Below are 13,550 nucleotides of genomic sequence, written 5' to 3'. Positions count from 1 at the left end.
AGAGAAGAGTAGTCAATTCACTTATTAACCCTCGTTAAGCATGCGAACTTACGCTTTGTGTGCAAAGAATCTGGTATTCTTTGCGACAGTTATCCTTTTGCCTGAACTTTCCCCGGGACAGGTATTAGCCCTGTTTCCTAAATCAAGGCCTGTAAAAAGTGCTGGTACTCAAAACCAGGGCAGTCGTCCTCTCTATCTGGTTTTAACGGAAATGGCTAAACGTTATAAAGTAAAATTTAACTATGATCCGGACCTGATTGGAAGTCAGATGGTAAGTGTAGAAAAATCCAGTCTGAATAACCCTGATCCGGAAGTCGTATTAAATCAGATTCTGAAACCTTTGGATTTGTCTTTCGAGAAGGTGCAGAAAAATGACTATATTATTTTTCCTGATAAGAAAAGAACTAAAGAATCTGATTCCAAATCACAGTTAAACTTGATTGAAGGTATTCATATTGAGAGTTCTCTGGCAACTACAACTATACAGGCTAATCCTGCCACAACACGTGCTATTACATTGAGTACTGTCAGCGGTACAGTTACTTCCGGAGATACTGGAGAGCCTCTGCCTGGTGTAAGTGTGAGCCTGAAAGGAACTACTCAGGGTGCTATTACAGATAAAGATGGAAAATATTCACTCAATATACCTTCTGGACAGGAAAATGGTATTCTGGTATTTAGCTCGATTGGTTATCTCTCTGAAGAGATTCCTCTGAATAACAATACAATTATTGATATAAAGTTGGCCACAGATGTGAAATCACTGGGTGAAGTTGTTGTGATTGGGTATGGAACTCAGAAAAAAGAGTCAGTGACAGGTGCGATCTCCAGTGTTACCAGTAAAGATCTGGAACACGTACATGGATCTACAGTGAGTGCAACACTGGCTGGTAAAATTCCTGGTGCTTCTTTTCGTATGGCAGATGGACGGCCTGGAGCATGGGCTACCGTACAAGTTCGTAATCTGGGAGATCCTTTGTATGTAATTGATGGGATTCAGAAAGATGCTGGACAGTTTAACAATTTGTCTCCCAATGATATTGAAAGTATGACAGTATTAAAAGATGCCTCTGCTTCTGTCTATGGATCTCGTGCTGCCAATGGTGTTGTGATTGTAACAACCAAAAGAGGAAAAGCCGGAAGCAGTAATACGATCAATGTCGATGCCTATTATGGCTGGCAGAACTGGACTCGTTTTCCGAAAACAGTAAATGCCGCAGAGTGGATGACAGGAAAAGTAGAGGCTGACATAAATGGTTCAGTTTTTCATACTACAGATATTACTCCAGAAGAGTTGGCTAAGTGGCAGGCAGGTACTGAAAAGGGTTATCAGAGTTTTGACTGGTATAAGTTTATTGTAAAACCCAATGCTCCACAGTCATCTATTAACATTAATGCAACAGGCGGATCTGACAAAATCAACTACTATTTGTCCCTAACTCGTCTGGATCAAAGTTCAGTCCTTGGTCGGGAATTTACCTTTGCCCGAACCAATATACAGTCTAACATAGATGCAAAAATAAGCAATCGGTTTAAAGTAGGAGTACAAATCAACGGACGGATTGAAACCAGAGATCAGCCAGGAGTACCCGGCTCTGATGATTATTGGGCGCCTCGCTTTGCGCTATTTCGTAATCGCCCTACTGAACGCCCCTATGCGAATGATAATCCCAAATATGTAGCTGATATTGGCCATAATGATACCAACTGGGGAATTATGAATAAGGCTATTTCCGGATACTGGCGTGAAGACTGGAGAGTGTTACAAAGTAACTTTACAGGCGAATATCAGTTGCCCCTCAAAGGATTAGTCGCGAAAGGAATGTATTCATACTATATTGCTGATAAAGTAATGAATGGACATGAATATACCTATGATGCCTATACCTATGATGCACAGAAGGACGAATATATACGGACTGGTGGTAGTACAAATCCATGGCGGGAACGTGGAGTAAATAAGGTCCTTGAGAAAGTTGTACAGGGACAATTGCTTTACAACAACACTTTTGGCAAACATACAGTTGGGGGTACTTTTGTTGTAGAAAGAATCGAACGAAATGAACTGGAATCATGGGTACACTCTGTACCTCAAACGAATGCTCTTCCTATCTTACAGTTTTCAGATATGGACACATACGATGATAAGGATGAGGTACAGGCACGCATTGGATATGTTGGTCGGTTTACTTACAACTATGCTGATAAATATTTTCTGGAAATTGCTGGACGGCGAGATGCTTCATGGAAGTTTGCTCCTACCAAGCGTTGGGGAGTATTCCCCTCGGTTTCTGCAGGATGGCGTATTAGTGAAGAAGGATTTTTTAAAAATCTGGACTGGAATGTACTGAGTGATCTCAAGTTGCGGGCATCCTATGGTGAACTGGGAGATGACAATATCAACATGGGGATTAATGCAGATAACAGCAGGTTTATAAGATACCCTATGTATATCCCAGGTTATAGATATGCCACTTCCAGGGTTATTCTGGATGGACAGGTTGTAACAGGAGCCAGAGATAAAGGTGTGCCTATTACTAATTTGTCCTGGTTTACAAGTAAGATTACAGACATTGGTTTGGACTATGCATTCCTGAATGGAAGAATAACAGGTGCAGTTGACTATTTCTACCGTAAACGTACTGGATTACGAGAAAGAAAATATGACATATTAGTTCCTAGTGAAATAGGGTATTCTTTACCTGAAGAAAACGTAAATACGGATGCTCAGATAGGTGGAGAGATATCTGCACTCTATAGTGGCAAAATCAATCAGGTGACTTTCTCTGTAGGTGGAAATATTTCTTATTCAAGAAGCCGTGCTATTTCCTCTTATAAACCCAGATTTGGCAACTCATGGGATCGATACCGAGGTTCTAATGAAGATCGTTGGAGTGGTACCTATTGGGGATATGAAGTAATAGGGCAATTCCAATCTCAGGCCCAAATCAATGACTATGACGTAAATATTGATGGTGAAGGTAATAAAACTTTGTTGCCTGGAGACTTAATTTATAAGGATGTTAATGGTGATGGGGTAATTAACGGTGATGATGAGAGACCTATTGGCTATGCGAGGGATAAAAATCCTATTGTAAATTATGGTCTTAGTCTTTCTGCAGCATGGAAAGGATTTGATCTGAGAGCCGATTTCTCGGGAGGTACTATGTACTCCTATAACCGACAATATGAGATGCGGGTTGCTTATCAGAATACCGGTAATCTGCTGAAAGAATTGTATGATGATCGCTGGCATCGGGCAGATCCTTACAATATTGATAGTGAATGGATTCCTGGTAAGTATCCAGCTCTTCGCTTTAATGATGGTAGGCACAGCAACTACCGGAACTCTACCTTCTGGCTAACCAATGTCAAATACCTGCGTCTACGCACAATGGAGATAGGGTATTCTATTCCTAAAGCATTAACTGATAAGATTAAAATACAAAGAGCCCGTATTTATGTAAATACCTATAATCTGTTCTCAATTGATAATGTACGCCATTTGGGAGTAGATCCGGAGATTATGGATGAGAATGGTTTGCAGTATCCACAAAGTAAGCTGGTTAATATCGGGGTTAATCTTTCTTTCTAAACAAACGCACTTTACCATGAAAAAATATACACTTCTTTTTTTGTTGCTCTTCATCACCTGGGGATGTAACGATGAGGATTTTCTGAACAGAGATCCTAAAGATGTTCTGCTGGATGAACAGGTATGGCAGGATAAAGGATTGGTCTTCTCTGTACTGGCTGATTTGTATGACCGCTATCCAGATTATCAGACAATTGAAAACTGGGTAGAGTTTACCAATTTTGATGAAGCCTTTGCCTCTGCAAATCCAGATTATGGACGTCATAAAAACCAGAATTATGGGTATGGAGACTGGAGTTACTGGGATTATGGATATATGCGGGAATTGAATCTCTTTATTAAGAAATGTGAGGCAGCCGAGAAGCTGGATCCTGCAGATCGATCCCGTTTTGCTGCTGAGGCACACTTTCTGAGAGCTGCAGCTTATTTTGAGATGGCAAAACGCATGGGCGGTGTGCCCTTGATTCTAGAACCTTTGGCATATGATTTTAGTGGAGATCCTACCTATTTGCAATATCCACGGGCAAAGGAATATGAAATATATGATTTTGTTCTCACTGAATTGGAAACGATCAGTACACAATTACCTGATGATCCAACTATTAAATCAAGAGCTACCAAAGGTCTTGCACTAGCGATGAAGGCACGTGCTGCTTTATATGCAGCCTCTATTGCTCGTTATGGCGTAAATACTCCACAAGTATCACTTCCTGGTGAAGAAGTAGGTATTCCTGCAGGTAAGGCTGTAACCTATTATGAAACAGCACTTGATGCAGCACAGAGACTTATCACGAGTGGAAAGTATTCTTTGTACAATCAGAAGCCTGATCTGGCAGAGAACTTTGCTAGTCTGTTCTATGATAAAGAAAATAACCCTGAAGTCATCTTTGTAGAAGATTACAAACTGAAAAGCGGACATGTGCATGGATGGACAATATCTAATCAACCTCGGTATCAGGCAGAAGAGCAACAAGGTGGACGATTGAACCCTTCACTGAATCTGGTTCAGTCGTTTGAAAAACTTGATAATACCTTTGCTCCACTTACCGCAACCGATTCAAAAGGTTTTTTACTGGGAGCCAATAATCAGGTTGCCTATTTTAACAATCCACAGGATTTGTTTATCGGACGGGATGCTCGTTTGTGGGGAACTGTAATTCTGCCAGGAACACAATTCAAAAATAAAGAAGTAGATATTTGGGGGGGATATATGCTGGCCAATGGTTCTGTTGTCACTGCAGATGTGTTGGGAGGTAAAAAGAAGTTATCAGTACAAGGAGAGCTACAACAGGTAGTAGGTTTTAGCGGACCTATTGATAATCTGGAATTTAGTGCACAAACAGGTTTTTATGTACGTAAATACTTAGATCCAGCTAAAGGCTCTGGACAGTTAGGTACACAAAGCGATGTGTGGTGGATTCGTTATCGTTATGCCGAAGTCCTGCTAAATGCAGCAGAGGCTGCTTTTGCATTAGAGAAGTTCGACCTGGCTGCAACCTACATCAATCAGGTAAGAGAACGTGCTGGATTCACTATACCACTTACTGCTGATCAGATTACGTTTGATCGTATTGTACATGAACGAAAAGTGGAACTGGCGTTTGAAGGGCACCAGCTTTGGGATATGAAACGTTGGCGTATAGCTCATTTGGTATGGAATGGGGTAAGTACAGACCTAACCAGTAACCCTGGTAAAGCGACAGAGTCCAGTACCCGTCCGTTTGGTTTGTGGCCTTATAAAGTATACAATCCAGGAAGTCCTACTGATGGTAAGTGGGTATTCAAAAAGATTGTCCCTGGCCCTGTCACAAATGCAGATTGGTTTCGCATGGGAAATTATTATTCGCAGATTAATAATGATATCCTAAACAACAATCCTAAAATCGTTAAGAACCCCAATCAGAATTAATCTTTCTTTCTATGAAACAGATATTATTTTATCTTACTGGTATCATGATGATCACAACTGTAAGTTCTTGTGCTTTCGATAATTACGATGCACCTGACACTTATCTGACAGGTCGGATTGTATATAATGGTGAGCCTATTAATGTAGCCTATGACAATGTGATTTTTGAATTATGGGAACCAGGCTGGCAAACAAAAATTCCTATTAATGTGCCTGTTACTCAGGATGGTTCCTATTCGACTATATTATTTAAGTCTACATACAAACTTGTTTTTCAATCCGGACAAGGCCCTTTCAGGATGCTTCAGAATGATCAGACAGGTTCTGATACACTTATAGTTGATCTTAAAGGGAGCCAGACATTAGATATTGAAGTATTACCATATTATATGATCCGTAATGCACAGTTCTCAAGTACAGGTGATAGAAAGGTTACCGCCTCCTGTAGCGTGGAAAAAATCATTACAGATATATTGTATGCAAAGGATGTAGAATATGTATCACTCTATGTTAGCAAAACTCAGTTTGTAGATAAAAGCACCCGTGTGGTTGATCAAGAGATAACAGGTAGTACTATCACAGATCTAAATAATGTCAACTTAAGTGTGACTGTACCTTCATCTGCTTCTGCTCAGGATTATGTATATGCCCGAATTGGAGTAAAAATCAGTGGAATAGAAGATATGATTTTTTCTCCGGTTCAAAAGATCGAACTTTGATTGTGTAACCACAATCAAAGTTTATACTAGGTTTCCTATTCATTTTTCAAACCATATCCTTAAATCACTTACTTTATAATGATGTACAAGTTTTTCTCTGTTTTTACAAGTTTAGCACTCTCCCTGGCTTGCATTCAGCTACAGGCTCAGGATCTTCGTTCTCCTGCTGTCCCGTTAATTACCATTGATCCGTATACAAGTGTATGGTCTTTTTCTGATAAACTTTATGATGAACCTACCCGCCATTGGACGGGGCGTCCACATCGGCTAACAGGAAAGATACGGGTAGATGGCAAAACACTTGATTTTATGGGAGCGCCAATAGCTTCTCGTAAGACTATTGTTCCAACAGGTTCTCAAAAGCCTTATGCTGTGAAGTATACTTTTGAAAATCCAGGTGCAGACTGGATGAAACCTACTTATAATGCGACTTTCTGGAAGACAGGTCAGGGTGGTTTTGCACCAGATGCAGATCAGACCATGCGAACCAAATGGAATTCAAATGATCTGTGGGTAAGAAGAGAGGTGGAATTGAAAGATCTTAACTTTAATAAATTGTTGCTATTGTTGAAGCATGACGACAATGTTGAAGTTTATATCAATGGTGTTGAAGCCTATACATGCAATTGCTGGACTGATGAATACAAGGCTATACAGCTTTCTGACCAGGTTAAATCTTCCCTAAAGAAAGGAAAAAATCTAATTGCTATTCATTGTGCTAATACTGCAGGTGGGCAGCATCTGGATTTTGGATTAGCAGATGAAATCAAACCTTCTGTTGCCATTCAGCCTGTTATACAAAAATCTGTCATTGTAAAAGCTACTCAAAGTATCTATGACTTTGCTTGTGGCCCGGTTGATCTGAAAGTGACATTTACCTCTCCGTTACTTATGAGTAATTTCGACGTTCTTTCTCGTCCGGTTTCCTATGTGACATTTGATGTGCAATCCAATGATGGAAAACCACATGATGTACAACTGTATTTTGATGCTTCTGCAGAATTAGCAGTAAACAATTCGGAACAGACAGTAATTGGTAAAAGATCGTCTAATGAAACACTACATATTCTGAGTGCAGGTACTCAGTCACAAAAGATGTTACAGACGAAAGGGGATAATGTTCGTATTGATTGGGGGTATGTCTATGTGGCTGCTGGAAAATCACCACAAACAACTACTGTGATTACAGAGGCTCCTAAGGCACATGCTGCTTTTACTCAGACAGGAATTCTTCCTAAAACAGATGATGCCTTGACGGCCCGTGAAGTGGGTAGCCAACCAACGGTATTGGCTATTAGCTATAATCTAGGAAAAGTAAGTACAACTCCGGCTTCTACACATGTACTGGTTGGCTATGATGACATTCAATCTGTAGAGTTTTTTAAAACGCCTTTGAAGGCATGGTGGAGACGAAACTCAGGAACTAGCTTTGAGAAAATGTTGGTTTCTGCGGAGAAAGAATACAAACAACTTATACAGGAGTGTACAAGTTTTGATCAGCAATTGTACAAAGACGCCCTTCAATCTGGTGGTGAGGAGTACGCACAATTATGTGAACTAGGCTATAGACAAGCAATTGCCGCCCACAAGCTGGTAGCGGGTCCGGATGGAATACCTTTCTTTTTCTCAAAGGAAAACTTTAGTAATGGATCTATTGGAACAGTAGACGTAACTTACCCATCTGCGCCTTTGTTTTTGTTATATAATCCGACTTTGCTGAAGGGTATGATGGACCCTATTTTTTACTATACCGAAAGTGGAAAGTGGACAAAGCCCTTTGCTGCTCATGATGTTGGTACGTATCCTCAAGCAAACGGACAGACATATGGAGAAGACATGCCTGTAGAGGAAAGCGGTAATATGCTTATTCTGGCCACTGCTATTGCTGAGGTAGAGGGAAATGCCGACTATGCTAAAAAACACTGGAAAGCATTGACTACCTGGGCCGAATACCTGAAAAAAGCGGGACTTGATCCTGAAAACCAACTATGTACAGACGATTTTGCAGGCCATCTGGCTCACAATGCTAACCTATCCATCAAAGCCATTCTGGGAATAGCAGGTTACGGAAAGCTGGCAGCAATGCAGGGTGATGCCAGTACTGCTACAACCTACAATGCGTTAGCCAAAGATATGGCACAAAAATGGACTCAAATGGCTCAGGATGGAGACCATTACAGCCTTACTTTTGATAAAAAAGGGACCTGGAGCCAGAAATACAATTTGGTATGGGATAAAATGCTGGGATTGAATATATTCTCCCCTGAAATTGCAAAAAAGGAAATCAGTTATTATCTGACAAAACAAAATAAGTTTGGACTTCCTCTGGATAGCCGGAAAAGCTATACCAAGTCTGACTGGATTATATGGACTGCTACTCTGACAAATTCACCAAAGGATTTCCAGCAGATTCTTCATCCTGTATATGTTTTTGCCAATGAAGGTCCTAGTCGTATTCCATTGAGTGACTGGCATGAAACTACCAATGGCGAGTCTGTAGGATTCCGGGCAAGATCTGTAGTAGGAGGGTATTATATTAAATTGTTAGATGACTACCTGAAAAAGAAACAGTCCAAAAATTAAGAATTACCTGATCGCTGTTCATTTTGATTTTTTAACAGCCAAAGCCATCTTTTGGAGTAATTCCGGAAGATGGCTTTGAGGTTTTATAAATAAATACAAATAGCTTCTTCTCTAGTAAGTGTCTGGCTTTCTGTTTTGTAGTGTAACTGGATATTCTCCTGCAACTTTCTGTAACAACTGATTTTTTTTGAATTATTTCTTTGAATACATAGATAATAATACTATGTTTATCTATGTATTCGAAAGATCTGATTAGAGGTACCCTTACCCCTATTATCCTGAAGTTATTATATCCAGACAGGAAGATGTATGGATATGAAATCTGCCAAAAAGTAAAAGAGTTGACCAATGAGGACTTAATTATAAAAGAAGGTTCTCTGTATCCTGCGTTGCATAAGCTGATGGATGATGGCTTAATCAACGTTGAAGAGGTTTTGATCGGAAACAGACCCAGACGTTATTATCAACTTACAGCAGAAGGGAAGCTAGAAGCAGAACATAGAACAACCGAGTTAAACCGATTTCTTAAAACGATGCAGTTATTTCTGGAAAAAGCTACTAATTCTCTATAGCTATGTTAACAGACAAACAAATAGACATAATAAAGAAAGATCTTAATCAGAATGGCATTAGAATGCCAGGGCTAGAGAATGATTTACTGGATCATTTGCTCTGTAGTATTGAAGTATATATGAGCAAAGGATACTCCTTTGAGGAAGCTTATCGCTGTGCATCGTATGATCTTCATGGGGAATCTACAATCATAACTATTCAACAGGAAACTATTCATCTGATAAATGAAGGTAGGAGTAGAGTAAAGAATCTGATTTATTATGGTTGCCTGTTAAGTTTTTTAATTGCTCCTTTCAATTTATTTACAACGGGTGTAAATCCCGGATTGATTTTGGTTTGTATCTCTTTATCGATCTTTTTTATGTATCACAGTATATTTCTACACAGAAAGCAAAACGATCTTAGACGTAATCTGTTCCTATTTACAATCATAACCAGTCTTGCTGTACTCAGCGTTTTTATTTTTCTATTCATTGAGTTTGAAGGTAAAGGATTGTTAGGAATGCTATTATGGGTCAGTCTGATTCTAGCCATAGCTATTCCTTTTTATTTAAAAGCAATAAAGAGAAGTCTTTCAATGAATAATACAATGATAGACTTCTTTTCCTTCGCATTGGAGCTTACTGCAGTTATCAGTTTGTTGTGGATTCCACTGGCATTATCTATAAAGTTGTTCAGATCAAATGTAGCTGTCGTATTCTTTCTGGATGACCTCGTTTTAATAGCAATTTGCGCCTTCAGTGTATCTATTATGCTGAAGAAGGCAGGAGAGTTGAAACTGTTTCTACAAAAATACCTGTAACTGATTGGAGTATGAATGTAATTGAGACAAAAAATCTGAGTTTCGGTTATAAGAAAGAGAATATACTTAGAACTCTTAATCTTAAGATACCTGAGAATTCAATTTTTGGCTTTTTAGGGATCAATGGCGCAGGAAAAAGTACCACCATCCGACTTCTTCTTGGATTGCTTTCTGCACAAAAAGGTTCTGTATTTTTGTTTGGAAAAGAGTTGTCAAAGAATAAACCAGAGTTATTACATAAGGTAGGAGCGCTGATTGACCATTCTTCCTTTTATCCTCATCTATCTGCCCATAATAATCTAAAAATTCTTGCCGTATTACTAGGGATAAGTAATAGTAGGATTGAGCAAACACTTGAATTAGTGGGATTAAGTACAGAAGGCGATAAACGAGTTGGGAATTATTCTGTAGGAATGAAACAACGGTTAGGGCTTGCAATGGCCTTGATTAATGATCCCCCTTTACTAATTCTGGACGAACCAGCTAATGGATTGGACCCTCTTGGTATCATTGAACTAAGAAATTTATTGATTACTCTTCATAAAGATCATGGCAAAACAATTTTTCTTTCCTCACATTTATTGGATGAGTTAGATAAGATCATAACAAATGTAGCTGTTATTCATAAAGGTGAAATTCAATTTCAGGGAACAAAGGAAAAGTTGATCGAACAATCTGGAAATCTGGAAAAATCTTTTCTAGCACTTACCACCTAACGAGGATGCATACTTATCTGATCCTATTTCGCAATGGATTTATTTCTGAGTTTTTAAAACACAGAAATACTTTTCTTCTATGGTTTGTTCTGTTAGTACCTTTAGTTATCACTACTGTTACTTTTCTGACTGTTTGGGCCGATCATGCATTAGATGTCATAAATCCCTGGCGTTGGTACGTTGTCTTTAACTATAAACCCTACTTTCATATTTTCGTTTTTCTTCAGATTCTTTTGATATGTCATGTCAATTATATAGAACACAGAAATAATACATGGAAAAATCTGAGGGTTTTATCAGTACCATTTGAAGTTGTGTTCTTTTCAAAAATTGTGTTTGCCTATTTTATTTTGATCATAAATGTGCTGGAATTCTATTCCTTTATCATGTTAAGCGGCTATGTGTTATCAAAACTAAGACCAGAACTAGGCTTTCAGGATACCAATTACTGGATTGAGGCATTTATTCCTTCTTGCAAGTTTATTGCAGCATCTGCAAGCATTACTTCTATCCTATATTGCGTTAGCTATTATGTCAAATCCATACTTGTTGCAATCATTATTGGATTGCTGGGATATGTCTCTGCCTTTGTTCTTTTTTTATACACTAATAGATCTGGATATACAGGATTTCCTTATGCACAATGGCATCCTTTTAATTTTTCTGCATTGGCTTTTGATTCCTTTGGTACTGGAAATCATCTTTTGAACATGGAATATGTTTACTATGGCTTTATTGGAGGAGTATTGCTTTTATGTATGCATTATCTGTTGACCCGTTACAAAAGTGTCATATGAACATACGTTATTTTTATACTATACTTTTGAGTCTATGGCTGTTATTTCCCGCATGCAACAAGTATGATGCAGATATTGGAAATTATAAATATGGAGTTTCAAGTTGGCAGGGTACCAATGTATACTCAGAAAGATATAGAGGAGCTATAGAAAGGGCCAGAAAAATAGTGACTGAGTCAAATCGAGGCAGTGGCCTGCCTGGAGCTCAGGTTGCAATAGCTGTAGATGGCCAAATATGCTGGTCTGAGAATTTTGGATTTTCTGATCTTAGCAAGGGAACACCTGTAAATTCCACAACTATTTTTAGAATTGCCAGTGTATCCAAGTTATTTACAGCAAGTGCGCTAGGCAAATTGATTGAAAAAGGAAAAATACATCTGGATTCAACCATCACCTATTACTTACCAGATTTACCAGAACACTATTCCCATATTACAATCAGACATCTGGTAAGTCATCAATCTGGAATACGGCATTACTATGGGGCTGACAAGTCAGAGAAAACAGAGCATTATACTCATGTAGAAGACGCATTGAGGCTTTTTTCTAATGCTCCTTTGTTGTTTTCTGCCGGACAGAAATGTGAATATTCCTCTTACAACTTTTCAATAGTAAGTGCTATTATTCAACGCGTTTCCGGCAAATCATTTTTAAAATACTTACAGGATGAGATTTGGATTCCGGCTGGACTAAAGAATACCTTTGGTGAGATTCCAGTGAACCGGATCAAAGATATAACTAAGTTCTATATAAAAAATTCTTCTGATGCGAGTTGGGTGGATGCCCCCTTTCAGGATTTAAGTTTCAATTGGGGTGGTGCAGGATTGAGCTCCAATGCCAATGATCTGGTATTATTTGGAAATGCATTACTAACAAACACATTGTTTAGTAAAGAAACGATGAAGATGATGTGTACGCCTCAACTAACCTCTCAAAAAGACACTACAGGTTTTGGAATTGGATTTATTTTGTATGAGACAGCAGATAATGAAGTGATTATAGGTCATGGAGGATTTATGCCTACTGCAAAGGCATACATATTACTATTTCCTGAATCCAATCTTGTTATTGGATTTACTTCAAATACCGCAATGGTGAACTTTGCCGATGAGACATTGGTAGAAATTGCTCATATTTTTTTAAAGGAGAAAAAGGATGAAAATCATTTCCTGTTTAACAGGATGTTAAATCAGCGTTGGACTGGTTTGTGGCAGATAAAAATTGAAAATGGAGAAGAAAAATATGATAATGCCTATTTATATTTCTATGAAGTCTCCAATATGTTGAAAGGAACCATCCTTTTTGATAACAGGGAACCTGTACCATTTGAAATAACAGACTTAAAAGAAGATTCTATTCAACTGATAGCTCCTATGAGATCACATACAGCTATGATTCAGTTGGTACTAAAAAATGGGAAGATATCTGGTAAAAGCTATTACAATAAGCCCTTAACATATCTTTTCAAAAAACAGTTATCAACGGAGCCTGAACTAGCTAAAATGCTTAAGCCGAAAAATATGAGAGATGGGATACGGGTAAACTAATTAGTCCTTTCATCATTACTTGTAGAAGCCCTGATAGTTCATGAAATTAGTATGAACAATTTCATGGCTAATTAAAATAGAAATAAGTACTTTCGCTATGATAGTTTAACTTATTAAAGAGCATTGTTTTGAGGTTATTTTATTGATAAACAAGTGGTTGTATTGATAAAAAATAATATGAGCTGACTGCTGGACAAATATTAATCAGGTAGGTTTAGGTTTAGTTGTGATGCCTACATTTAAAAATAGCCATTGCAGCAAAAGTACTACTTTCTGAGAGTGTATACACAGTAGACTATATCCTTTCCT

At 38.4% G+C, this 13,550-nt stretch carries 9 protein-coding genes; all 9 read left to right on the top strand.

Annotated features, from left to right (window positions below; genetic code table 11):
* The first annotated feature begins 40 nt into the window (after positions 1–40).
* The 9 genes from QNI15_RS34330 (at position 41) to QNI15_RS34290 (ending at position 13,241) form a co-directional block, all read left to right on the top strand.
* Positions 41–3,595, top strand: coding sequence for a SusC/RagA family TonB-linked outer membrane protein (locus tag QNI15_RS34330; RefSeq protein ID WP_314036362.1), 3,555 nt, complete (start codon positions 41–43; stop codon positions 3,593–3,595).
* A 16-nt stretch (positions 3,596–3,611) separates the two neighbouring features.
* Positions 3,612–5,504 (top strand): RagB/SusD family nutrient uptake outer membrane protein, encoded by a 1,893-nt coding sequence (locus QNI15_RS34325; RefSeq protein WP_314036360.1) that lies wholly within the window; start codon positions 3,612–3,614, stop codon positions 5,502–5,504.
* Positions 5,505–5,515: 11 nt separating this feature from the next.
* Positions 5,516–6,223, top strand: a complete 708-nt coding sequence (locus tag QNI15_RS34320; protein ID WP_313999251.1) for a DUF3823 domain-containing protein — start codon at positions 5,516–5,518, stop codon at positions 6,221–6,223.
* 78 nt (positions 6,224–6,301) lie between these two features.
* Positions 6,302–8,806, top strand: a complete 2,505-nt coding sequence (locus QNI15_RS34315) for a glutaminase family protein (protein WP_314036358.1) — start codon at positions 6,302–6,304, stop codon at positions 8,804–8,806.
* 233 nt (positions 8,807–9,039) lie between these two features.
* The gene (locus QNI15_RS34310; RefSeq protein ID WP_314036356.1) at positions 9,040–9,378 is read left to right on the top strand and encodes a PadR family transcriptional regulator; all 339 of its coding nucleotides are present in this window, start codon (positions 9,040–9,042) and stop codon (positions 9,376–9,378) included.
* 2 nt (positions 9,379–9,380) lie between these two features.
* On the top strand, positions 9,381–10,181 hold the full coding sequence (locus QNI15_RS34305) for a hypothetical protein (protein WP_314036354.1): 801 nt from the start codon (positions 9,381–9,383) through the stop codon (positions 10,179–10,181).
* An 11-nt stretch (positions 10,182–10,192) separates the two neighbouring features.
* Positions 10,193–10,897 carry an ABC transporter ATP-binding protein gene (locus QNI15_RS34300; RefSeq protein WP_314036352.1) on the top strand — a complete coding sequence of 235 codons (705 nt, stop codon included), beginning with the start codon at positions 10,193–10,195 and terminating at the stop codon, positions 10,895–10,897.
* Positions 10,898–10,902: 5 nt separating this feature from the next.
* Positions 10,903–11,694 carry an ABC transporter permease gene (locus QNI15_RS34295; protein WP_313988114.1) on the top strand — a complete coding sequence of 264 codons (792 nt, stop codon included), beginning with the start codon at positions 10,903–10,905 and terminating at the stop codon, positions 11,692–11,694.
* A complete protein-coding gene (locus QNI15_RS34290; protein WP_314036350.1) occupies positions 11,691–13,241 on the top strand; it encodes a serine hydrolase domain-containing protein in 1,551 nt (516 codons plus the stop codon). The genes QNI15_RS34295 and QNI15_RS34290 overlap by 4 nt, the downstream gene beginning before the upstream one ends.
* Positions 13,242–13,550 lie beyond the last annotated feature (309 nt).

This window comes from Xanthocytophaga flava (assembly GCF_030068545.1).
GTDB lineage: Bacteria > Bacteroidota > Bacteroidia > Cytophagales > 172606-1 > Xanthocytophaga > Xanthocytophaga flava.
The sequence above is the reverse complement of the archived record's forward strand: the minus strand, read 5'-3'. Positions and strand labels throughout refer to the sequence as shown.